At 65.3% G+C, this 22,104-nt stretch carries 27 protein-coding genes and 1 tRNA gene; 12 read left to right on the top strand and 16 right to left on the bottom strand.

Annotated features, from left to right (window positions below; genetic code table 11):
- Window positions 1–76 precede the first annotated feature (76 nt).
- Both AO684_RS05610 and AO684_RS05605 read right to left on the bottom strand, forming a co-directional pair.
- Entirely contained in the window at window positions 77–880 is an 804-nt protein-coding gene (locus AO684_RS05610; protein WP_054301854.1) for an inositol monophosphatase family protein, read from the bottom strand.
- A gap of 114 nt (window positions 881–994) precedes the next feature.
- Entirely contained in the window at window positions 995–1,357 is a 363-nt protein-coding gene (locus tag AO684_RS05605) for a helix-turn-helix domain-containing protein (RefSeq protein ID WP_054301761.1), read from the bottom strand.
- Between the two features lie 330 nt (window positions 1,358–1,687).
- On the opposite strand from AO684_RS05605, the gene AO684_RS05600 reads away from it, so the two are divergent.
- On the top strand, window positions 1,688–2,650 hold the full coding sequence (locus AO684_RS05600; RefSeq protein ID WP_054301760.1) for an NADPH:quinone oxidoreductase family protein: 963 nt from the start codon (window positions 1,688–1,690) through the stop codon (window positions 2,648–2,650).
- A 129-nt stretch (window positions 2,651–2,779) separates the two neighbouring features.
- Here the strand turns inward: AO684_RS05600 and AO684_RS05595 are convergent, their stop codons facing one another.
- The 8 genes from AO684_RS05595 to AO684_RS05565 form a co-directional block, all read right to left on the bottom strand.
- Window positions 2,780–3,763 carry a Gfo/Idh/MocA family protein gene (locus AO684_RS05595; RefSeq protein WP_054301759.1) on the bottom strand — a complete coding sequence of 328 codons (984 nt, stop codon included), beginning with the start codon at window positions 3,761–3,763 and terminating at the stop codon, window positions 2,780–2,782.
- A gap of 72 nt (window positions 3,764–3,835) precedes the next feature.
- Entirely contained in the window at window positions 3,836–4,453 is a 618-nt protein-coding gene (locus AO684_RS05590) for a class I SAM-dependent methyltransferase (protein ID WP_054301758.1), read from the bottom strand.
- On the bottom strand, window positions 4,443–5,201 hold the full coding sequence (locus AO684_RS05585) for a phosphatidylcholine/phosphatidylserine synthase (protein WP_054301757.1): 759 nt from the start codon (window positions 5,199–5,201) through the stop codon (window positions 4,443–4,445). The genes AO684_RS05590 and AO684_RS05585 overlap by 11 nt, the downstream gene beginning before the upstream one ends.
- A gap of 3 nt (window positions 5,202–5,204) precedes the next feature.
- The gene (locus tag AO684_RS05580) at window positions 5,205–5,903 is read right to left on the bottom strand and encodes a phosphatidylserine decarboxylase (protein ID WP_054301853.1); all 699 of its coding nucleotides are present in this window, start codon (window positions 5,901–5,903) and stop codon (window positions 5,205–5,207) included.
- A 195-nt stretch (window positions 5,904–6,098) separates the two neighbouring features.
- A complete protein-coding gene (locus AO684_RS21775) occupies window positions 6,099–6,275 on the bottom strand; it encodes a hypothetical protein (RefSeq protein ID WP_158640453.1) in 177 nt (58 codons plus the stop codon).
- Between the two features lie 204 nt (window positions 6,276–6,479).
- Window positions 6,480–7,376, bottom strand: coding sequence for an RNA polymerase sigma factor RpoH (rpoH, locus tag AO684_RS05575; protein ID WP_054301756.1), 897 nt, complete (start codon window positions 7,374–7,376; stop codon window positions 6,480–6,482).
- 195 nt (window positions 7,377–7,571) lie between these two features.
- Window positions 7,572–8,000, bottom strand: coding sequence for an iron response transcriptional regulator IrrA (irrA, locus tag AO684_RS05570; RefSeq protein WP_054301755.1), 429 nt, complete (start codon window positions 7,998–8,000; stop codon window positions 7,572–7,574).
- A gap of 85 nt (window positions 8,001–8,085) precedes the next feature.
- The gene (locus tag AO684_RS05565) at window positions 8,086–9,345 is read right to left on the bottom strand and encodes an MFS transporter (RefSeq protein ID WP_054301754.1); all 1,260 of its coding nucleotides are present in this window, start codon (window positions 9,343–9,345) and stop codon (window positions 8,086–8,088) included.
- A 138-nt stretch (window positions 9,346–9,483) separates the two neighbouring features.
- On the opposite strand from AO684_RS05565, the gene fabA reads away from it, so the two are divergent.
- The 3 genes from fabA (at window position 9,484) to AO684_RS05550 (ending at window position 12,315) form a co-directional block, all read left to right on the top strand.
- Window positions 9,484–9,993, top strand: a complete 510-nt coding sequence (fabA, locus tag AO684_RS05560; RefSeq protein ID WP_054301753.1) for a bifunctional 3-hydroxydecanoyl-ACP dehydratase/trans-2-decenoyl-ACP isomerase — start codon at window positions 9,484–9,486, stop codon at window positions 9,991–9,993.
- Between the two features lie 277 nt (window positions 9,994–10,270).
- Window positions 10,271–11,500 carry a beta-ketoacyl-ACP synthase I gene (gene fabB, locus AO684_RS05555; protein ID WP_054301752.1) on the top strand — a complete coding sequence of 410 codons (1,230 nt, stop codon included), beginning with the start codon at window positions 10,271–10,273 and terminating at the stop codon, window positions 11,498–11,500.
- Window positions 11,501–11,526: 26 nt separating this feature from the next.
- A complete protein-coding gene (locus AO684_RS05550) occupies window positions 11,527–12,315 on the top strand; it encodes an enoyl-ACP reductase (RefSeq protein ID WP_054301751.1) in 789 nt (262 codons plus the stop codon).
- An 85-nt stretch (window positions 12,316–12,400) separates the two neighbouring features.
- On the opposite strand, the gene AO684_RS05545 is transcribed toward AO684_RS05550, so the two are convergent.
- Together AO684_RS05545 and AO684_RS05540 are read right to left on the bottom strand one after the other, a co-directional pair.
- Window positions 12,401–12,474: transfer RNA gene (locus AO684_RS05545), tRNA-Gly, on the bottom strand.
- 58 nt (window positions 12,475–12,532) lie between these two features.
- Window positions 12,533–12,778: an accessory factor UbiK family protein gene (locus AO684_RS05540; RefSeq protein WP_054301750.1), complete on the bottom strand. Its 246-nt coding sequence runs from the start codon at window positions 12,776–12,778 to the stop codon at window positions 12,533–12,535.
- Between the two features lie 138 nt (window positions 12,779–12,916).
- On the opposite strand from AO684_RS05540, the gene lgt reads away from it, so the two are divergent.
- The 4 genes from lgt to AO684_RS21770 all read left to right on the top strand — a co-directional run bounded on the left by lgt (window position 12,917) and on the right by AO684_RS21770 (window position 16,000).
- Window positions 12,917–13,810, top strand: coding sequence for a prolipoprotein diacylglyceryl transferase (gene lgt / locus AO684_RS05535; RefSeq protein ID WP_054301749.1), 894 nt, complete (start codon window positions 12,917–12,919; stop codon window positions 13,808–13,810).
- Window positions 13,797–14,876 carry a class I SAM-dependent methyltransferase gene (locus AO684_RS05530; RefSeq protein WP_054301748.1) on the top strand — a complete coding sequence of 360 codons (1,080 nt, stop codon included), beginning with the start codon at window positions 13,797–13,799 and terminating at the stop codon, window positions 14,874–14,876. The genes lgt and AO684_RS05530 overlap by 14 nt, the downstream gene beginning before the upstream one ends.
- Window positions 14,873–15,628, top strand: a complete 756-nt coding sequence (gene pgeF, locus AO684_RS05525) for a peptidoglycan editing factor PgeF (RefSeq protein ID WP_054301747.1) — start codon at window positions 14,873–14,875, stop codon at window positions 15,626–15,628. Before AO684_RS05530 ends, pgeF begins: the two co-directional genes overlap by 4 nt.
- A 225-nt stretch (window positions 15,629–15,853) precedes the next feature.
- On the top strand, window positions 15,854–16,000 hold the full coding sequence (locus AO684_RS21770; protein WP_161805989.1) for a hypothetical protein: 147 nt from the start codon (window positions 15,854–15,856) through the stop codon (window positions 15,998–16,000).
- A 483-nt stretch (window positions 16,001–16,483) separates the two neighbouring features.
- Here AO684_RS21770 and AO684_RS05520 read toward each other — a convergent pair whose 3' ends face one another.
- On the bottom strand, window positions 16,484–16,984 hold the full coding sequence (locus AO684_RS05520; protein WP_054301746.1) for an Lrp/AsnC family transcriptional regulator: 501 nt from the start codon (window positions 16,982–16,984) through the stop codon (window positions 16,484–16,486).
- Between the two features lie 193 nt (window positions 16,985–17,177).
- On the opposite strand from AO684_RS05520, the gene trxB reads away from it, so the two are divergent.
- Window positions 17,178–18,116, top strand: coding sequence for a thioredoxin-disulfide reductase (trxB, locus tag AO684_RS05515; RefSeq protein WP_054301745.1), 939 nt, complete (start codon window positions 17,178–17,180; stop codon window positions 18,114–18,116).
- Window positions 18,117–18,226: 110 nt separating this feature from the next.
- Here the strand turns inward: trxB and AO684_RS05510 are convergent, their stop codons facing one another.
- Window positions 18,227–18,454, bottom strand: a complete 228-nt coding sequence (locus tag AO684_RS05510) for a DUF1150 family protein (RefSeq protein ID WP_054301744.1) — start codon at window positions 18,452–18,454, stop codon at window positions 18,227–18,229.
- Between the two features lie 12 nt (window positions 18,455–18,466).
- Entirely contained in the window at window positions 18,467–18,922 is a 456-nt protein-coding gene (locus AO684_RS05505) for an Hsp20 family protein (RefSeq protein WP_054301743.1), read from the bottom strand.
- A gap of 204 nt (window positions 18,923–19,126) precedes the next feature.
- Here AO684_RS05505 and AO684_RS05500 point away from each other — a divergent pair, with 204 nt between their 5' ends.
- From AO684_RS05500 to AO684_RS05490, 3 genes are all read left to right on the top strand, one after another.
- Window positions 19,127–19,345 (top strand): YdcH family protein, encoded by a 219-nt coding sequence (locus AO684_RS05500; protein ID WP_054301742.1) that lies wholly within the window; start codon window positions 19,127–19,129, stop codon window positions 19,343–19,345.
- 68 nt (window positions 19,346–19,413) lie between these two features.
- Window positions 19,414–19,899, top strand: coding sequence for a 5-(carboxyamino)imidazole ribonucleotide mutase (purE, locus tag AO684_RS05495; protein WP_054301741.1), 486 nt, complete (start codon window positions 19,414–19,416; stop codon window positions 19,897–19,899).
- 46 nt (window positions 19,900–19,945) lie between these two features.
- Complete coding sequence (locus tag AO684_RS05490) at window positions 19,946–21,013, top strand: 5-(carboxyamino)imidazole ribonucleotide synthase (protein WP_054301740.1); 1,068 nt, start codon at window positions 19,946–19,948, stop codon at window positions 21,011–21,013.
- A 130-nt stretch (window positions 21,014–21,143) separates the two neighbouring features.
- On the opposite strand, the gene AO684_RS05485 is transcribed toward AO684_RS05490, so the two are convergent.
- A complete protein-coding gene (locus tag AO684_RS05485; protein ID WP_054301739.1) occupies window positions 21,144–21,968 on the bottom strand; it encodes a DMT family transporter in 825 nt (274 codons plus the stop codon).
- Between the last annotated feature and the right edge of the window lie 136 nt (window positions 21,969–22,104).

Genomic DNA, 22,104 nt, shown 5'->3' with positions numbered 1-22,104 from the left:
TGCGACAGAAGGGGGGAAGGACTCGCGACGTCGCCCGAAGCCTAGCGCAGATCGTGCAGATGCAGCAAGCGGCTTTTCAACCTCTGAGTGCAGCGAGCGCCGCCGCATGGACCTCGGGAGATGAGGCCGCCAGCAGCCGCCCACCCAAGTCGGCGCGTGCCCCCGTCCAGTCGGTGACGACCCCGCCAGCGGCCTCGATCACCGCGATCGGGGCCTGCACATCATAGGTTTGCAACCCGGCCTCGACCACAAGGTCGATATGCCCCGCCGCCAGCAGGGCATAGGCGTAGCAATCCGCCCCATAGCGCGTCAGGCGGCACTGTGAGGCAAGACGATGGAAGGCGGCCCCCTCCTCCGCGCTGCCAACTTCGGGGAAAGTCGACATGATGATGCATTCGTCCAGCGGCCGGGCCGGGCGCGTGGCCAGCGCACGGCTGCCGCCCGGCCCCTGCATCCGGGCCAGGCCAAGCCCGCCCTCGAAACGTTCCGTGATATAGGGCTGGTCGATCAGGCCATAAAGCGGCCGCATGCCCGCGCCCGCCACCGCGATCAGAACACCCCAGGTGGGCATCCCCGCCAGAAAGGCACGGGTTCCATCAATGGGGTCCAGCACCCAGGTCAGCCCGCTGCTGCCAGCCTGCTGCCCCATCTCCTCCCCGAGGATCGCATCCTGCGGCCGCCGCTGTGCCAGCACCGCGCGCATCGCGACCTCTGCCGCCCGGTCAGCCACCGTAACCGGATCAAATCGCACGGTTTCCTTGCTGTCCGCTGTCAAACCGACACTGCGGAAATGCGGCAGGATCGCCTTGCGCCCGGCCTCCGCCATCTCATGGGCAACCGAAACCAGGTCGGCCGAAAGATCGGGGGCTATCACGGTCATCATCGCTCTCCTGCCTCGGATGCCAAGGCGCTACCCCGCGGCCCTGCTCCGGTCAAGCCACGCCAAAGCAAAACGCCCCGCAAGCGGGGCGTCGCGTCAGCGCGGAAGGGGCAGCTAGGCAGCGTCGCTCAGCACGCGGGCCAGATCGAACAGCCGACGGCGCTGCGCCTCGGGGATCGCATAGTAAGACCGCACCAGCTCCAGCGCTTCCTTGTCGGCCAGGATGTCGCCTTCGACCGGAGTGGGCACCTCGCGCGCTTCGTCGATCCCTTCGAAGAAGAAGCTGATGTTCACGCCCAGCGTTTCCGCGATGTCCCACAGGCGGGACGCGCTGACGCGGTTCATGCCGGTTTCATACTTCTGGATTTGCTGGAACTTGATGCCAACCCGCTCCGCCAGTTGCTGTTGCGTCATTCCCACCATCCAGCGGCGGTGACGGATGCGCTTGCCAACATGCGCGTCCACGGGATGCTTCATCTTCGTACTCCCCTAGCAATTACAAAGCCGCGTTTTTCGGGCCCACCCTTCGCGGTATGATTGAACACGATACGCGAAGACCTGATTTTTTTCTACCACGCTTATGATCACAAATCGTGCCTTTTGTATATGGATTGCTATACGAATGGATAGGTATATTGTGAATTTCCTCGCTTTTGTTGGGCGGAAATCACGGTCAGGACACCAATGCGCAATATTATTGCGCAACGTGCGGCAGACCTGTACCGCTCAACCGGAAAAAGGGAATCATCCGGGCAAGGGTCGCGCAGGGGCGCGCCGCCGGGACCGGGACAGGACAGGAGCATACCGATGCGTGCATGGCGCCTTGCCGAAACCGGCACCCCACCCCGGCTTGTAACCCTTCCGCGCCCCGTGCCCGGTCCCGGCGAAGTGCTGATCCGCACTGCGGCCTGCGGGCTCAATTTCGCGGATCTGCTGACAATAGAGGGCAAGTACCAGGAAAAGCCCGCCCTGCCCTGCACGCTCGGGATGGAGATTGCAGGAGAAGTGGCCGAGGTCGGCGCCGATGTGACCGGCTTTGCCTCAGGTGACCGTGTGGCAGCCTTTCCCGGCATCGGCGGGCTGGCCGATTATACACTCTGCCCGGCCGGGCGCTGCCTGAAGCTGCCCGACGCGATGGATGCCGTTACTGGCGCCGCGTTCCAGATCGCCTATGGCACCTCGCATCTGGCACTGGACCACAAGGCTCGGCTTCAGCCCGGTGAAACCCTGTTCGTCACCGGCGCGGCGGGTGGCGTCGGGCTGACGGCGGTCGAGATCGGCAAACGGATGGGCGCGCGGGTGATCGCCTCGGCGCGGGGCGCCGCGAAATGCGCGGCGGCGGCGCAGGCCGGGGCGGATGTCGTCATCGACAGCGAAGCGCCGGGCCTGCGGGACCACCTGAAGGAACTGGGCGGCGTCGATGTGGTCTATGACAGCGTCGGCGGCCCCGCCTTCATGGAGGCCCTGCGCGCCACCCGCCCCGAAGGCCGCCTGCTGGCCATCGGCTTTGCCGGGGGCGAGGTGCCACAGGTGCCCGCCAACCTGCTGCTGGTGAAGAACCTGAGCGTGATGGGCCTGTACTGGGGCGGCTATCTGCGCTTCCGCCCCGATGTGCTGACGGCGAGCCTTGCCACGCTGGCCGGCTGGATCGCCGCTGGCGAGTTGCACCCCCATGTCAGCCAGTGTTTCCCGATGGAGCAACTTCCCGAGGCGCTGACCAGCCTGCGCGAGCGCAAGTCCACCGGCAAGATCGTGGTCACCATGGGCTGATGCCTCAGGGGTCTTTGCCCCCCCGAGGATAGCGGGACCAAGGGAAAACGGGCCTGCTTTCATCTTGGTAAAAATATCCTCGGGGGTGAATTGCCGCTGGCAAGAGGGGGCGGAAAGCCCCCTGCGCGGTCAGATTTCTGTGGCCACCGCAAAGACCTGATCGATCATGGCCTGCGTCCCGCGCGAGAACTCCAGCGGGCAGGCGTAGGGCGCGGCCTCATGCAGGCTGCGACCGAAGGCCTCAACCTGAAGCACATACTGGTTTACGGCAGGGAAGCGCCAGCATTCGCTGCTGTTGCCGCTGCGGTGCAATTCCACCTGCGCTTCGCCGAACAGCCCGGCATTGAAAGGCGCGGTGACGCGGATCAGGCCGGTTTCGCCCTGAAACACCACCTCCTGCCGGGGGAACAACCGCATCGAGGTGATGGAGGACCAGGTGAAGCGGCCTGTCGGCCCCTCCATTTCGCCCACCACCTGAGCCCATGTATCAACACCGTTTTCCAGCTTCACCCGTGCGCTCAGCGCAAGAGGCTCTGCCCCGGTGGCAAAGCGGGTGCAGCCAAAGGTATAGACGCCGATGTCACGCAAGCCGCCACCGCCGGTTTCCGGGCGGTTGCGGATATTGCCGGGATCGGCGCGGTTGTCATAGCTGAAGGCGGTATCGACATGCTCGATCCGCCCGATGGCGCCTTCCGCGATCAGGGCGCGCACTTTCTGCCATTGCGGATGATGGACGATCATATAGGCCTCGGCCACCAGAAGCCCCGAAGCATCGCGCGCCGCGATCAGCCGGTCGAACTCGCCCGCCCGCATCGCCATCGGCTTCTCGGTCAGCACATGCTTGCCCGCCGCGATGGCGCGCAAGGTCCACTCCAGATGCAGGTGATTGGGCAGCGGGATATAAACCGCATCAATGCCCGGATCGGCCAACAGCGCCTCATAGCTGTCATGCAGGCGCAAGCCCGGCGCAAAAGCCGCGAAGGGCGCGGCCCGGTCAGCCGAGCTGCTGGCCAGCGCCACCAGTTCGGCATTGCGGGCGGTATGGATCGCCGGCCCCATATGTTCGCGCGCGAATTTCGCGGCCCCCAGAATGCCCCAGCGGGTGATCGCCATTGCCCTGCCCTTTCGATGTTTTCGCTAACATCATAAAGACAGGGCCGCCGCGCGACAACGCCCGCGACAGAGTCAACGGCGGCGCAGACGCAGATAGGTCATCAGGCCCAGCGGCGGCAGGCCGTCTTCTTCCACCAGTTCCAGCCGGGCATCGCCCAGCACGCGGGCGCGCGCAAAATCGCTGTGCCAGCCCAGCAGATCCGACAGCGGCGCGAACAGCCGCTCTAACCGTGCCATCGCGCCCTTGCCCTCGGCCGCGAAATGGTTGGTGATCAGCACATGGCCACCGGGACGGCAGACCCGCGCCATTTCCGAAAGGACATGTTCAGGTTCCGGCACGACCGACATGATATGCATGGCGCAGACCGTGTCGAAACTGGCATCCGGGAAATCCAGTTCGCGCGCATCCATCTGCCGCAGGCTGCGCACCTGGGTCAGATGCTGTTCGGCTACTTTCGACCGCGCCTTGGCCAGCATGGCCTCAGAGAAATCCACCCCCGTCACCGCCAGATGTGACGCATAGAACGGCAGGGCCAGGCCGGTGCCCACGCCCACCTCCAGCACCTCGCCACCGACGGCATTGGCAAAGCCGGTGGCCCGGCGGCGCCCGGCATTGGTCACGGCACCGAAAGTCCGGTCATAGACCGGCGCCCAGCGGGCATAGGATTTTGCGATGGCCTCAAGCTCCATCCGTGGGCTCCTCCAGCGGTTCGGGGTCAGAGGGGCGGCGGAACAGGCTGAACACCACCACTCCGATATAAACGAGATCCAGAGCCACCAGCGTGGCCCAGGGATAGGCCAGCAAGGCGGCCAGCAGACCGGCGAAGCCAACGACGACATAGCGCACATATTGCGCCTCGAAGGTGACTTTCTTGAACGAGGGCGTGCGGAAGCGACCGATCATCGCCGCGCCGACCAGCGCCATGTAGCAGGCGACGACCCCGCCGGGCAGGCTTTCGCCACTGCCGCCGAAGGAAAAGGCCGCGAACATCGGCAGGAAGGCCAGCATGGCTCCGGCGGGCGAAGGCACGCCCTGAAAACCCGATTTCTCGGCCACCTTGTCGATGGCGCGATTGCCCAGATTGAAGCGCGCCAGCCGCAGGAGACACGAAACCACATAGATCAGCACCGCGATCCAGCCGGCCGCCTTCACATCCTGCAAGGCCCAGAGCCAGAGGATCAGCCCCGGCGCCACACCGAAATTCACGAAATCACACAGGCTGTCCAGTTCGGCGCCGATCTGGCTTTCACTGCGCAGCAGTCGGGCAATGCGCCCGTCCAGACCATCCAGAACCGCCGCCAGCAGGATCAGCAGCAACGCAGTGCGATACCAGCCTTCGATAGCGAAGCGGATCGCCGTCACGCCCGCACACAGCGCGCCGACGGTCAACATGTTGGGCAAAAGCCCGGCGATGGACAGGCGGCGCGGTGTGGCCATGGCTTACACCATCTTTGCCAGGCGCTGCGGCAGGTCGCGGCCCAGTTCCGCGATCACCGTCTCGCCCGCGACGCAGGTCTGGCCCAGCGCCACCAGCGGCGCTACGCCCTCCGGCAGGTAGGTATCAACCCGGCTGCCGAAGCGGATCAGCCCGAAACGCTCGCCGGTCTTGAGGCCCTGCCCCTCGCTGACGAAGGGCACGATGCGGCGCGCGACCAGCCCGGCGATCTGCACCACCGCGATGCGACGGCCATCCGCCAGTTCAAAGCACAGCGAATTGCGCTCGTTATCCTCGCTGGCCTTGTCGAGCGAGGCATTGAGGAATTTGCCGGGGCGGTAGGCCATCTTCACCACCCGTCCGGCAACCGGCGCACGGTTCACATGGCAGTTGAACACCGACATGAAGACCGAGACACGCAGCATCGGCGTATCCCCCATGCCCAGTTCCGGCGGCGGAACGGCGCGTTCGATCAGCGAGACCATGCCGTCAGCAGGCGAAACCATCAGCCCCTCCCCCTGCGGCACGGCGCGTTTGGGATCGCGGAAGAAGTAATAGCACCAGACAGTCAGGCCGGTGCCGATCCAGCCCAGCGGTTCCCAGATCCAGAACAGCACCAGAGTCACCACGGCGAAGGCCGCGACGAACTTGTAGCCCTCCGGGTGCATCGGCTTGAGGAAGGTCTTGAGCATTTCCGAGGGCATCGACATGGGTCCGGTCCTTGTTCGTTTGCGCCCTAGGTAATGACACGCGCCCCCGCACGCAACGCCCAGCGGCAGCGGGCCCCGCGTCCTGCGGCATCAGAGTCGTATTGCGACGCTTTGAACGGGAAAAGCGACGCGATGTAAAGCCCCCGCATCGCTGCCCTGCCGACTTAGGCGCTGCACCGCCGCATCACGCTACCGCCGGGACAGTTGCACAAGGGCCCCGATCACTCCGGCAAGGCCAAGAGCACAGAAAAGATATTGCAGCGTCCGCAACGCGGGACTCGCACCGTCGGAACCGAAGAGGATCATCGCGCCGGAAATGGCCACGGCTGCCATGCCGATCACCAGCGTCTGTTTCGGATTGTTCATGATAATAAAAATCCTGGAAAAAGGCGCACCCACCAGCGCCTTCAGGATCGTGCCATCAGCCCGTGATTTGGTCCAGCGGGTTTAATGCATTCTGGATGCGGGAAATTCCCGAAATCAGCGGGAATGTAGCAGAGTAGCGCCCAGGCCACAGCGGATCGGACCGCAGCGGTTGAAGGGGCGGCCCGAGGGTCGCCCGACAGAAGTTCACGCGTCGATCAGCATGCCCTTGCCACGGGCCAGATCCTTCATGCGCGACTGAAGCTTCTCGAAGGCGCGCACCTCGATCTGACGGATGCGCTCGCGGCTGACGCCGTAGCTTTCCGACAGATCCTCCAGCGTCACCGGCTCGTCGGTCAGGCGGCGCTGCACGAGGATGTCCTTTTCACGGTCGTTCAGCACAGCCATGGCCTGCGCCAACAACTCGCGCCGGGCGTCCAGCTCGTCACGTTCCTCATAGGCGCCGGCCTGATCGCTGTCTTCATCCTCCAGCCAGTCCTGCCACTGCGTCGTTCCATCGCCGTCCGACCCGACCGTCGCATTGAGCGAGGCATCCGAGCCCGAAAGGCGGCGGTTCATCGCGATGACCTCTTCCTCGGTCACCGACAGATCCTTGGCGATCTGGGCCACGTTTTCGGGGCGCAGATCCCCCTCCTCCAGCGCACCAAGCTTGGCCTTGGCCTTGCGCAGATTGAAGAACAGCTTCTTCTGCGCCGAGGTGGTGCCCAGTTTTACAAGGCTCCAAGATCGCAGGATGTATTCTTGGATGGCCGCGCGAATCCACCACATCGCATAGGTGGCAAGGCGGAAGCCCTTTTCGGGATCGAAGCGCTTCACCGCCTGCATCAGGCCCACATTCGCCTCGGAAATCACTTCTGCCTGCGGCAGGCCATAGCCGCGATAACCCATGGCAATCTTGGCGGCGAGCCGCAGGTGGCTGGTCACCAGCCTGTGCGCCGCCGTCGAATCCTGACGGTCGACCCAGGCCTTCGCCAGCATGTATTCCTCTTCGGGTTCCAGCAGCGGAAACTTGCGGATTTCCTGAAGATAGCGGTTCAGCCCCTGTTCGGGGCTGGGTGCGGGAAGGTTGGTATAGGTGCTCATCGTCTGACCCCCTTGGCCCCTGCGGAATGTCATCCCCCGCACGGGGCAGCAAAATCTAGGCGGCATGCGGTGCTGTCGCAAGGCAATGCCATACTTTTTACGTCAGATGTTCATGTTCCGTCGTGATTTCGAGCTTTGTGTCAGCTCTTCACACAACTGTGTCGTGCGCGACAGGTTCCGTGATTGCGCTAACGATCAGCGCCGCCGCAGGCGGATCACCACATCGACACGCGCGATCTCGGCCCCTTCCGGTGCATCGGGCAGTCGGGTGATCTCAAGCTGATCGGCGGGCGCATCGGTCAGCCGGCCGTCGTCTTCCCAATAGAAATGCGGGTGATCGTCCATGCGGGTATCGAAATAGCTTTTCGAACCATCGACCACGACTTCCTGCATGATCCCGGCCTCGCAGAAGGCCCGCAGGGTGTTATAGACGGTGGCGAGGCTGACCTTCTCCTCGCCCGACATCGAGGCGGCAAACAGGCTTTCGGCGGTGACATGGCGATCCGCGCCATCCCCCACCAGAAGCGAGGCCAGCGCCAGCCGCTGCCGCGTCGGCCGCAAGCCCCCCTGCGCAAGCCAGCCGGTTGCGCGCGCCATCACCATATCGTCTGCGGTCTCGGTCATCTTGCCTTCCGGTCCAATGATCCTTGCAGTCTAAGCCCGCCGGGCGGGGATTTCAAACCCATTCCCCGTCCTGCGCCCCCGACCGTCACTTTTGCAACAATGCCTGTGGGAGATAGGTGCCAAGCGGCCGCCAGACAAGCAGCGTCAGGATCAGCGTGCCTGCGGCGGCCAGCCAGAGCGACGCCTCCAGCGCGGCGATGCGGCCCAGCGGTGCTTCGGCAAGGCCGATGACAAGCCCGGCCAACGCCGAGCCGACCGGCATCATGCCCCAGGCCATCAGGCGATAAAGGCTGTTCACCCGCCCCCGGATCGCATCCGGCACCAACCGCTGCCGGGTCGAGACCGAGACGATGTTCCAGGTCAGGCCCCAGAACCACGCCATTCCCAGCGCCAGCCCCACGGTCACCGGGCCGGGGGCTACCGCCATGGCGGCAAAGCAGGGTACGCCGGAAAACAGCGCGACCCGCATCAGCCGCACCGCCCCCATGGCGCGGACCACCCGGTCCCCGATCAGGCCAGAAACGATCCCCCCGACCGCCGCCGCTGCCAGCACAAGCCCGTATTGCCCGGCAGGCAGGCCCAGCTTCTCCTGCGCCAGCAGCACAAGTGCGAACATCACCATGCTGTCGAACATGTTCCAGAACCCGGTCGCCACCGCGAGCATCCGCAGCAGCGGCGAGCCGCGCAGGAAAACCCAGCCCTCGGCCAGTTCGCGCCGCCAGTTGCGCTCCGCTGCCGCGCGCGGGGATGCAGGGCCTCCGGCGATCCCCGCGATGATCAGCCCCGCCAGAGCGTAAGCCAGCGCATTACCCGCGAAAGGCAGGGCCAGCATCAGCCCCAGCGCCGCCGCCCCCAGCGCCGGGCCGACCAGTGCATTGCCGACGCTCTCAACCAGCCAGAGCCGGGCATTGGCGCGTTCCAGCCCCTCCGAGGGGACAAGGGCGGGCAGATAGGATTGTGCGGCATTGTCGCGAAACACCTCGGCCACGCCGACGATCAGCGCCGACAGGCACAGCGAGACAAACAGCGGCGGCGAGGTCACTCCGCTGTCCGGGGCGGGCGGCAGCGGGGCGGCCAGCCAGAGGGCAATCGCAGCGGCACCAAAACCCGCCGCGCGCAGGCCATCCATCGCCACGATCAGCCTGCGCCGGTCCATCCTGTCCGCGACGATCCCCGCAGGCAACGCGAACAGCGCCCAGGGCAACCGCAAGGCCACCGGAACAAGCGCGATCAGCGCCGCATCCCGTGTCAGCAGCGTGGCAACCCACAGCCAGGCCACCGTCGCCACCCCATCCGCAAGGTTGGCCAGCCCGGAAGCCGCCAGAAACATCCGATAACTGCGCATTTCCCGCACCCGCACCACAAACCGCCTGCCCGCCCGCGGCGATCCCGGCGGAACCCACGCAGGCAGGGTCCGCCACCCTTGCCACGGCAGAGACCGGGGTGATAGAGGGGTCCAGGGATAAAAGGAGAAAAGGGCCAGATGGCGGCATTTCCGACGAGCTTCACCAAGGACGATCTGCTGAAATGCGCACGGGGCGAGTTGTTCGGACCGGGCAATGCGCAGCTTCCGGCGCCGCCCATGCTGATGATGGATCGCATCACCGACATCTCGGAAGATCGCGGCGAACACGGCAAGGGCCATGTTGTTGCCGAATTCGACATCACGCCCGACCTGTGGTTCTTCGACTGCCACTTCCCCGGCAACCCGATCATGCCCGGCTGCCTTGGCCTTGACGGCCTCTGGCAGCTCACCGGCTTCAACCTCGGCTGGCGCGGCTGGCAGGGGCGCGGCTATGCGCTGGGAGTGGGCGAGGTGAAGCTCACCGGCATGGTGCGGCCCGACCGCAAGCTGTTGACCTACAAGGTCGATTTCACCAAGGCGATCCAGACCCGCCGCCTGACCATGGGCGTGGCCAACGGCATCGTCGAGGCCGATGGCGAGGTCATCTATCAGGTCACCGACATGAAAGTCGCGCTCAGCGCAAACTGAACATCTGTCAGATCGCGCGTGTTGTGCCGGGCCTGAAGCAAAGGCCCGGCCTTTTAGTTCCGAAGCCGCATCCTGACATGCGTCAGGTCAGGGCCTTGGGCAGGTCAAAGCCCGGTCCGCACACGCCCCGGCCACCCCCGGTACGATGCCCTTATACGGGAGCAATATCGGCAGGGCGCTCCTGCAACAGGCCCTGCCCCGCCCCCGGAAGCCCCCTTCCCGCTTGCCCCTTCCGGCCCGCTGCCCTAAACAGGCTTGAGATTTTGAGGGAGGCCCCATGCGTCGCGTCGTCATCACCGGGATCGGAATCGTCTCGCCGATCGGCAACAATGCCGCCGAGGTGGAAGCCAGCCTGCGCGCCGGGAAATCCGGCATCGTCTTTGCGCCGGAATATGCCGAGCACGGGTTCCGCAGCCAGGTTCATGGCATGCCGCAGATCGTGCTGGAAGACCATATCGACAAGCGCGACCTGCGCTTCATGGGGCCGGGTGCAGCCTATAACTTCCTCGCCATGCAGCAGGCCATCGCGGATAGCGGGCTGGAGGCGGGCGACGTGTCGAACGAGCGCACCGGGATCATCGTGGGCTCCGGCGGGCCCTCGACCTCCAACTTCTTCCAGGCGCATCAGATCGTGATCGAGAAGGGCGCGCCCAAGCGCATGGGCCCCTTCATGGTCACGCGCTGCATGTCCTCGACCAACTCGGCTTGCCTCGCCACGCCGTTCAAGATCAAGGGCGTGAACTATTCGATCACCTCGGCCTGCTCGACCTCGGCGCATTGCATCGGCAATGGCACCGAACTGATCCAGATGGGCAAGCAGGACATCGTGTTCGCCGGTGGCGGCGAGGAACTTGACTGGACGCTGAGCTGCCTGTTCGACGCCATGGGCGCCATGTCGTCGAAATACAATGACAGCCCCGCCACCGCGAGCCGCGCCTTTGATGCCACCCGTGACGGTTTCGTCATCGCAGGCGGCGGCGGCGTCGTGGTGCTGGAAGAACTGAACCACGCTCTTGCGCGTGGCGCGAAGATTTATGCCGAAGTTACCGGCTATGGCGCCACTTCCGACGGTCACGACATGGTGGCGCCTTCGGGCGAAGGTGGCGAACGCTCGATGCGCCTCGCGGTCGCCACGCTGCCGGAAGGCCGCAAGGTCGACTATATCAACGCCCACGGCACCTCGACCCCGGCGGGCGACGTGACCGAGGTGAAGGCGATCCGCCGCGTCTTTGGCGAAGGCAATGTGCCGCCGATCTCGTCGACCAAATCTCTGACCGGGCACAGCCTCGGCGCGACCGGCGTGCATGAGGCGATCTATTCGCTGCTGATGCTGGACGGCAATTTCATCGCGGCCTCGGCCAATGTCACCCAGCTTGACCCCGAACTGAAGCCCGAGGAAATCGCCACCACCTACCGCGAAGGGGTGGAACTGGATTCCGTGCTGTCCAACAGCTTCGGCTTCGGCGGCACCAATGCCACGCTGGTCATGAGCAAGTATCGGGGCTGAATGCCCCCGTTTCAGGGAGAGCCGGCATGGCGGAACTGATGAAAGGCAAACGCGGCCTCGTTATGGGTGTCGCGAACGAACGCTCTATTGCCTGGGGCATCGCGAAGGCGCTGGCCGATGAAGGCGCAGAACTGGCGTTTTCGTATCAGGGTGAGGCCTTCGGCAAGCGGGTCGAACCGCTGGCTGCCTCGGTCGGCAGCGATTTTCTTGTGGATGTCGATGTGACCGACGATGAAAGTCTGGAGGCCTGTTTCGGCGCGCTGAAGGATCGCTGGGGCACGATGGATTTCCTCGTCCATGCCATCGCCTTCTCTGATAAGAACGAGCTGACGGGCCGGTTCATCAATACCAGCCGCGGCAATTTCAAGCATTCGCTTGATATTTCGTGCTTTTCCTTCATCGACGTCAGCCGGCGCGCGGCTGAAATGATGCCGGAAGGCGGCAGCCTGATCACCCTGACCTTCCAGGGGTCGAACCGCGTCACGCCGAATTATAACGTGATGGGCGTGGCCAAGGCCGCGCTGGAAAGCGCCACGCGCTATCTGGCGAATGACCTTGGCCCGCAGAAGATCCGCGTCAACGCCATTTCGCCCGGCCCGATGAAGACGCTGGCGGGTGCGGCCATCGGGGGCGCCCGCGCGACCTACCGGCACACCGAACAGAACGCACCGCTGCGGTCGAATGCGACGCTGGAGGCGGTGGGCGGCACGGCGGTCTGGCTGTGTTCGGATTACGGCGCCTTCACCACGGGCGAGGTGGTGCGGGTCGATGGCGGCTTCCACGTTCTCGGCATGCCGCAGGCCGACAATCTCTGACGCGAAAGCAGGGCCATCCGGCATGGTCCTGCGTAAGACTTCTGCGGCCCGTAAGGCGCGGAAAATCATCATATTTTAGGAAAACTGGAGCGGGTAGCGGGAATCGAACCCGCCCCATCAGCTTGGAAGGCTGAGGCGCTACCACTACACCATACCCGCCGCTCTGCTGACCGATTAACACCGGCACGGGGCGCTTCGCAACCCCGAAAACCGCAGCTTACTTCAGCTTCGCTTCCAGCGCCGCGATCCGGGCAGAAAGCGCCTCGTTTTCCTCGCGGGCTTTCTGGGCCATGGCGCGCACGGCGTCAAATTCCTCGCGGCTGACGAAATCACGGTCGGCCATCCAGCGATCCATCAGGCTTTTCATCGCCGTCTCCGCCTCGGTCTTCGCACCCTGAGCCACGCCCATGGCGTTGGTCATCAGCTGCGACATGTCGTCCAGAAACTTGCTGCGCGTCTGCATCGGGCTACTCCTGTTCTTCGGCCCTATATGCGGCCTGTCGCCCGGCGCATCAAGGGCCGGGGCGGGCGCGGTTGACAATGCCGCAGCCCCGCAACACAAGCGAAAGGCCCCGCCTGCGCCGGGGTCACGGAGGCCGGTATGAGCTACATTCCATTCCCCGACCTGTCACCCGAGGTATTCTCGGTCGATCTGTTCGGGGTCACCTTCGCGCTGCGCTGGTACGCGCTGGCCTATATCGCCGGTCTGCTGATCGGCTGGCGGCTTGTGACACGGGCGCTGGCCACGCCGCGTTTCTGGCCCGTCTCCCCGCCGATGACCGCAGAGCAGCTGGACCGCCTGCTGACCTGGATCATCCTTGGCGTCGTGCTGGGCGGGCGGCTGGGTTATGTGCTGTTCTATCAGCCGGGTTTCTACCTCCAGCATCCCGCGCAGATCCTGCGGGTCTGGGAAGGCGGCATGTCCTTCCACGGCGGATTTCTGGGCGTCATCGTCGCTGCGGCACTGTTCTGCCGGCGCGAAGGCATCCCGATGTTGCCCACCGCTGATCTGCTGGCGCTGGCCACCCCGCCGGGCTTGCTGCTCGGGCGACTGGCGAATTTCGTCAACGCCGAGCTTTGGGGCCGCCCGACCACCCTGCCCTGGGGCGTGGCCTTTCCCGGTGAGGCCGCACAATCCTGCGCCACGCTGGAGATGCCCTGTGTCCGCCACCCCAGCCAGCTTTACGAAGCAGGGATGGAGGGTCTGATCCTTGGCGCGCTGCTGCTGTGGCTGGCATTCCGCGCCGCCAGCGCGTTTCGCCGCCCCGGCCTGATCGCAGGCACCTTCATTGCGGGCTATGGTCTTGCACGCTTTCTGGTGGAATTCGTCCGCCAGCCCGATGCGCAATTCGTCACCGCTGACAATCCTCTGGGTCTTTACCTCCATCTGGGGGGTTACGGTCTGACGGCCGGTCAGTTGCTTTCGCTGCCCATGATCCTCGCCGGAGCTTACTTTATCGTTAAAGCCCGCCGGTCCGCCGATGACCCCGCTTGAGCCGATCCTGCGCGCCCGCATCGCTGCGACCGGGCCAATGACGCTTGCCGATTACATGGCCGAATGCCTGCTGCACCCCGAGCACGGCTATTACACCACGCACGAGCCCTTCGGGCAGGCGGGGGATTTCATCACGGCGCCAGAGATCAGCCAGATGTTTGGCGAATTGCTGGGCCTGTGCCTCGCCCAAAGCTGGCTGGACCTGGGCGCACCCAGCCCCTTCACACTGGCCGAGCTTGGGCCTGGCAGAGGCACGCTGATGGCCGATGTTCTGCGCGCCACCGCACGGGTGCCGGGCTTTCATGCGGCGGCACAGGTCACACTGGTAGAGGCCTCACCCGCTCTGCGCGCGCGCCAGCGTGTCACGCAGGGCGCGCATCCGGTCACATGGCTGGACAGCGCCGCCGATCTGCCGGAGACGCCGCTGTTCCTGCTGGCCAACGAATTCTTCGATGCGCTGCCGATCCGCCAGTTCACCCGCGCAACAGGTGGCTGGGAGGAAACCGTGGTCACCCTGCGCGACGGGCGGCTGGCACTGGCGCGCGGCCCTGCCCTGCCGATTGCGGCGCTGGATCACCGTCTGGCCGACACAGCACCCGGCGAGGTGGTGGAGATTTGCCCCGCCGCCATCCCGGTGATGTCAATGCTTGGAGAGCGTATCACGCGGCATGGCGGCGTGGCGTTGATCCTTGACTATGGCGACTGGCACTCGCGAGGCGACACGTTTCAGGCGCTGCGCAACCATGCTTTCACCGATCCGCTGGCCGATCCGGGTGCCGCAGACCTGACCGCCCATGTCGATTTCGCGGCGCTGGCGCAGGCCACAGCCTGCCCCGCCGCCTATACCACGCAAGGCGCGCTGCTTGTGGCGCTCGGGATCGAGGCACGCGCGGCCACGCTGGCGCAAAGGCTGGACGGCACGGCGCTTCAGGCCCATATCGCCGCAACTCGGCGCTTGACCCACCCCGAAGAAATGGGAACGCTGTTCAAGGCGCTGGCCCTGCACCGCCCCGGCACCGCGCCGCCGCCGGGCTTTCCGCCGCAATCGCCCCGAGACATGCCATGATCGAGATCATCACCTCCCCGACCCTCGCCCCCATCCGGCACGGCTTTTTCACCCGCAAAGGTGGGGCTTCCTCCGGTATCTTCGCAGGCCTGAACTGCGGCAACGGCTCCTCTGATCTGGCCGAGGCGGTTGCGATCAACCGCTGCCGCGTGGCGCAGGCCATGGGCGCCGAACCCGAGGCGCTGGTCAGTGTCCATCAGGTGCATTCGCCGGATGTGATCACGGTCACCGGCCCCCATGAGGGGCCGCTGCCACGCGCCGATGCAATGGTGACCCGCCAGCCGGGGCTGGTGCTGGGCGTGCTGACCGCCGATTGCCAGCCGGTGCTGTTTGCCGACCCGGAGGCCCAGGTCATCGGGGCGGCCCATGCGGGCTGGCGTGGCACGAAAGACGGCGTGCTGGAGGCGACGCTGGACGCGATGGAGGCCCTGGGAGCGAGCCGCACACGCATCCGCGCCGTAATCGGACCGACCATCAGCCAGGCGGCCTATGAGGTTGGCCCCGAATTCGTCGAAAGCTTCATCGACGATGATCGCGAGACCGCCCGTTTCTTCGCCAATGGCAAGGGCGACCGCGCCCTGTTCGATCTGCCGGGCTATGCGCTGTGGCGCCTGCGCGCGGCGGGCGTGGGCGAGGCCGAATGGACGCGACACTGTACCTACAGCGACGCCGAGCGATTCTACTCCTACCGCCGCACGACCCACCGCGACGAGGCAGATTACGGGCGGCTGATCTCCTGTATCCGGTTGTGATTGCGGCAGAACGGCCCGCGATTTGCCGCAATTTGTGAAACAGTCGGTATTGGCTGTTTCCGGGATACGGAAAATAACAAAATTCCCCACAATCTCTCCGCTGGCCCGGCGCGGCCAATCAGAGAAAATGCCACAATCCTCCCGCAAGCCCGCCGCAAATTTACGGCATCTTCGCAGCATCAAAGGCCCACAGGTTCGGGCACATGCAGGATGCAGGAGCTGCACATGAAGAAAGAACGTCGCTGGCTGAAATCGGTGATCGCCGCTTCGGAAACCGCGCAACCCGCGATGCCGTGGCAGCGCGGCGCCCGTCGCAAACCCGCCGCGGTGAAAGCGACCACCCCGGCCCCGCGGGCTCAGGCCGCGCGCTGAACCACGCGTTCCGGCCGTAAACCCCTCTCAGATCGAAAAGGCCGCGCCCTGTCGGGTGCGGCCTTTCGTTTTGGGTGATTCGGGCGGGATATCCGCTTCAAGGGGAAAGATCTGCCCGATGCCTCCCCGTTTGCGGCGAGATTGCGAAACAATCCCGTGTGCCTCTTCACAACCTTTGCCGAAGCCGCCACAAAAGCGCTGGAACTTTGACAAGACGCCAGAATTCAGCCACCTTTGCCTCAGTCCTCGAGAACGGATGGTGGCGGGTAAGTCCTTGCCCCAATTCGGCTCCCAGCCATCCGCAACAGGTTGTGTAGCTCAGTACGGGCGGCCCCGCTGCGAACCTCTGCGCAGCATCAGGGGCCGCCTGAGTGTTTCAGCTGCCACCTGTCGGCTGGAACATCCGGCCAATCCTCAAAGTGCGGTCGGATGCTCCGGTTGGGGCGACCAAGGCCTCCCCCCGGAACAACACATGCCCCGGCTTCAGGCGCTCTTGCTCAGACGTGCTTCCAGAACGTCGAACGGCAGGCCCGGCTCGTCCTTCGCACAGCGGATGACAAGGCTGGTCTTCACGCTGGCCACATTGTCAGCGGCGGTCAGTTCGGCCGTCAGGAAACTCTGAAACGTCGACAGATCCGGTGCGACGCATTTCAGGATGAAGTCGATCTCGCCGTTCAGCATGTGGCATTCACGCACGAGCGGCCAGGCACGACAGCGCGCCTCGAAGGCGCTCAGATCCGCCTCGGCCTGGCTTTGCAGCCGCACCATGGCAAAAACCTGCACCTCGAACCCCAGTTCGCGCGCATCTACATCGGCATGATAGCCCTTGATGTAGCCCGATTCCTCCAGCGTCCGCACCCGGCGCAGACAGGGCGGCGCCGATATGCCCACGCGCTTGGCCAACTCGACATTGGTCATCCGCCCGTCGGCCTGAAGTTCGGCCAGAATGTGACGGTCGATTGGGTCCAGTTTGGAGCCGGCCATGTACAGATATCCTTGCTGCGCGGGCCATCGTGGCATGTGGTCCGACGTTTTGCGCGGACATTAGGATTTTGCAGCCTCAGACGCAATATTATTTCGCCACATCACTGAAATTCGATCCACGCCTCTGGCCCTGCGGGTTTGCCACCCCGGCATGGCGCACTTATATGGGGGGAACGCTTTCAACGAGGTTTCCATGAGCGACTCCCGGCATACCCGCCTCCTCATCATCGGTTCCGGCCCGGCAGGATATACCGCCGCCGTTTATGCCGCGCGCGCCATGCTGGAGCCGGTTCTGGTCCAGGGCCTTCAGCCCGGCGGACAACTCACCATCACCACCGAGGTCGAGAACTGGCCCGGCGATACCGAGGTCCAGGGCCCCGATCTGATGGTCCGCATGGAATCCCACGCCCGCGCCATGGGGGCCGACATCGTCAGCGACTATATCGCGACGCTTGACCTGTCCAAACGCCCCTTCGTGGCCCATGCCGACAGCGGCACCACCTTCACCGCCGATGCTGTGATCCTGGCGACCGGCGCGCAGGCCAAATGGCTGGGCCTGCCCAGCGAGGAGAAATTCAAGGGCTTCGGCGTCTCGGCCTGTGCCACCTGCGACGGCTTCTTCTATCGCGGGAAAGAGGTCGTGGTGATCGGTGGCGGCAATACCGCTGTGGAAGAGGCGCTGTTCCTGACCAATTTCGCCAGCAAGGTAACGCTGATCCACCGGCGCGACTCCCTGCGGGCCGAAAAGATCCTGCAAGACCGCCTGTTCAAGAACCCCAAGGTCGAACTCCTGTGGCATCACGAGGTGACCGAGGTTCTGGGCACCGAAGCCCCGCTGGGCGTCACTGCCGTCCGCGCGCGGAATGTGCAGACGGGTGAAACCACCGATGTGCCCTGCGCAGGCTTCTTCGTCGCCATCGGGCACGCCCCGGCTTCGGAACTCGTCAAGGATCAGCTGGAGCTGCACAACGGCGGCTATGTGAAGGTCGAACCCGGCTCGACCCGCACCTCGATCCCCGGTGTCTTCGCGGCGGGCGACCTGACCGATCACGTTTATCGCCAGGCCGTCACCAGCGCAGGCATGGGCTGCATGGCCGCGCTGGACGCCGAACGCTGGCTTGCGGGACACTGAAACGACACAGGGGCGGCCCGGCCGCCGCCCCTTCCTGTTTTGCTTCTTGCAAAAATACTCAACTCCGCCGCGCCCCATCCGGCACCGGCGCCAGGTCTTGCGCACAGCGGTCAATGCGCGCTGACGGGGGCCAGATCGTTCTGCCGCGCTAGGGCGAAAGCCAGTGCCCGGTCACGCACAAGGGCCAGTCTTTCGCCATCCGGGCGATGCACCGCATAGAGGGTCTCAATCCCTCCTGCCTGATTGCGGATTTCCTCTGGCAGTTCCGCCACGGCAACCGGACGCACATAGACGATGCGATCTGCGGTTTCCGGGAAAAGATCAACTTTCGCATCCATGACCCGTCTCCTTCACTTCGCCTCGATCCGCTTCACCGGCGCCTCGGCGGCGCTGCGGGAGGTGCGGATCGGGATGGTTTGCACGACCGCCTCGGGCACGACACGGCGCAGATCGACATGCAGCAGGCCGTGTTCCATATGGGCGCCCGAAACTTCAACCCCATCTGCCAGCACGAAACTGCGCTGGAAGGCCCGGCTGGCGATGCCCCGGTGCAGGAACACGCGGTCCCCCTCATCCTCGGCCTGGCGTCCGCGAATGACGAGCTGGCGGTCCTCGACGGTAATGGCGAGCTCATCCTCGCGGAAACCGGCAACGGCCAGCGTGATGCGATAGGCGTTTTCCGACACCGCCTCGATATTGAACGGCGGATAGCCCTCGCCTGACCCCTTGGCGGTGCGTTCGACCAGCCGTTCAAGCTGTTCGAAGCCCAGAAGATAGGGATGCGATCCGAAACTGATCTTGGTCATCGACTTGCCCTTGAATGAAGCGACATATCGCGCCGGCCCCTGTCAGGCATCCGGCCCAGACCTGAATATGGGGCGCCACCGCCCCCGGCGCAAGCCCGCGCGCCCGGATCGGTTCGCGCAGTTTTCTTCCCCTCGAGCAGGAAAAAGACTATACTTCTCAAACCCGAAGCCCACGACTCAAACCAGAGCGACGCCAGGATTGCCATGAACGCCTCGATGGAACTCAACCTCGACGAGATGCTGCGCATCAAGCTTGAGGTGCTGCGGCGTGAGCACCGCGATCTCGATGAGGCGATTGCCGCGCTGGAGGCGACGGGCCGCCCCGATCAGCTGACCCTGCGGCGGCTGAAGAAGCAGAAACTGGCGCTGAAGGATCAGATCGTGAAGATCGAGGATCAGCTGATCCCCGACATCATCGCCTGAGCCCGGCTTCGGTGCTTGCCCCTTGGCACGCCGCACGCTAAAGCCCCTGCAAACCAAGGGGGAAGCTGATGGCGACCGAAGTCGGAATCATCATGGGCAGCCAGTCCGACTGGCCGACGATGCGCGAGGCAGCGGCGATTCTGGACGAGCTGGGCATCCCTTATGAGGCAAAGATCGTCTCGGCCCATCGCACCCCCGACCGGCTTTGGAGCTATGGCAAGACCGCCGCAGAGCGCGGGCTGAAGGTCATCATCGCGGGCGCCGGTGGCGCGGCGCATCTGCCGGGCATGATGGCGTCGAAAACCCGCGTGCCGGTGATCGGCGTGCCCGTGCAGACCCGCGCGCTGTCGGGCGTGGACAGCCTTTATTCCATCGTCCAGATGCCCAGGGGCTTTCCGGTGGCGACCATGGCGATCGGCGCGGCCGGGGCCGCCAATGCCGGGCTGATGGCAGCGGGCATCCTCGCGCTGAACGACCCGGCACTGGCCGCGCGACTGGACGCATGGCGCGACGCGCTTTCCGCCTCCATTCCCGACGAACCCGCCGACGAATAACCCCGTCCGGGGGCCGCGCCTCGGGTTGTCAGGGGCAGGTGACCGCATGACCTCTTCCCTTCCGCAAGGCGCCACCATCGGCATTCTGGGCGGTGGCCAGCTTGGCCGGATGCTTTCCGTCGCGGCAGCGCGGCTGGGGTTCCGCAGCCATGTGTTCGAACCCGCCGCCAATCCGCCCGCCGCCCATGTGGCGGACCGGGTGACGACGGCGGGCTATGACGACGCAGCGGCGCTGGCGGCCTTTGCGGCCTCCGTCGATGTCATCACCTATGAATTCGAGAACATCCCCACCGCCGCGCTGGATCTGCTGGAGGCGGCGAAACCGATCCGCCCGAACCGCCGGGCGCTGGCCGTCAGCCAGGACCGGATTGCGGAAAAGGATTTTCTGACCGGCCTCGGCCTCAGCGTCGCGCCCTATGGGGCGGTGGACAGCCTGGATGATCTGCACGCCGCGCTGGGGCGGATCGGCGCACCGGCAATCCTCAAGACCACGCGGCTGGGCTATGACGGCAAGGGCCAGGCGCGGCTCCGCACGGCGGAGGATACCGAGGCGGCCTTTGCCGCCATGGGTGGCGCTGCGGCGGTGCTGGAGGGGTTCGTCAACTTCAGCCACGAGGTTTCGGTGATTGCCGCGCGCGGCCTCGACGGGGCGGTGGCCTGCTATGATCCGGGCGAGAATGTCCATCGCGATGGCATCCTGCACACCACGACCGTGCCCGCCCGGCTGAGTGCCGCGCAGCGCGCCGACGCGGTGCTGATCGCGGCCCGTATCCTCAACGCACTGGACTATGTCGGCGTGATGGGGGTGGAACTGTTCGTGACACCGCAGGGCCTGCTGGTGAACGAGATCGCACCGCGGGTCCATAACTCGGGCCACTGGACGCAGAATGGCTGCGCGGTCGACCAGTTCGAGCAGCATATCCGCGCGGTGGCTGGCTGGCCGCTGGGCGATGGCAACCGCTACGCCGATGTGGTGATGGAGAACCTGATCGGCGATGACGTGCTGCGGGTGCCGCAGATCGCGGGGGAACGCAACGCGGCGCTGCATCTCTATGGCAAGGCCGAGGCACGGCCGGGCCGCAAGATGGGCCATGTGAACCGGATCAAGGGCTAAGCGGCGCCGGTCTCAGGGGCATCGAGCCCCCTCCTCCGGCATTGCCATGGCCTGCGGTGAACGCGCGCCTGCGCCCGGCACCGGAATGGCGGCACCGGCGGCTTGAGTATTTGGGCAAGAAGCAAAAGCCTCAGCGGCGTGGCAGGGTGGCGAGGGCGACGCCCGCCATCACGATGGCCGAGGCCGCCAGTGCGGGGAGGCCCGGAACCTCGCCCAGAAGTGCGACGCCTCCCAGCAGGGTGATCACGGGAACCGCCATCTGCGCCACCGCCGCGCGTCCTGCGCCAAGTTGGAGCACCAGTGCGTACCAGAGGGCATAGCCGAGGCCGGAGGTGACCGCGCCTGAAACAAGTGCCAGCAGCCAGCCCTGCGCATTCGGCAGCGTGGCGCCGGGCCAGATCAACGGCAACGCGGCCAATGGCAGGCACCAGAGGAAATTCGCGGCGGTTGAGGCCAGCGGATCAGCCACGCGACGCCCGGCCAGCGAATAAATCCCCCACCCCAGCGCGGCGACGAGCATCAGGGCTGCGGCGCGGAAGGACGGCACCGCGCCAGCCGAGGGCAACATCAGCCAGACCAGCCCGGCAAAGGCCAGCGCGGCACCGAGGCTGCGCCTGGGCGGCACCTTCTCTCCTGACAGGAGCGCACCTGCGAACATGGTGATCTGCACGCCGCCGAACAGGATCAGTGCGCCGGTTCCCGCCGCAAGTTCCAGATAGGACAGCGAGAAGCCCAGCATATAAGCGGCCAGCGCCAGCACCGGCACCGGGCGCAATGCGGGCAGCCGCTTGCCCCGCACCTGCACCAGCGCCAGAAGCGTCGCGGCCCCTGCCGCAACCCGGATCGCGGCGAAGGCAAGGGGATCGGCGCCGCCAGCGGCCAGTGCTGCCCGGTTCAGGAGTGAGTTCGCCGCGAAGGCGCAGAGTGTGAGCAGGGTCAACCAGAAGAGCCGCATGGCGCCACGCTACGCGCGCGGCGGCGCCGCCTGCAAGGGATGTTCGGCGCGGCAGCGGTCTTTCCTCCCGCAGCGAAGGGTGCGGCGCAGGCGGGACAGGCAGCGTTTCGGTGCCGGAATAGAAAAGGGCGCCCCC

The sequence above is a fragment of the Gemmobacter sp. LW-1 genome (assembly GCF_001303875.1).
GTDB lineage: Bacteria > Pseudomonadota > Alphaproteobacteria > Rhodobacterales > Rhodobacteraceae > Gemmobacter > Gemmobacter caeni.
Note: the sequence above shows the minus strand (reverse complement) of the source record. Positions and strands in the feature narration are given on the sequence as shown.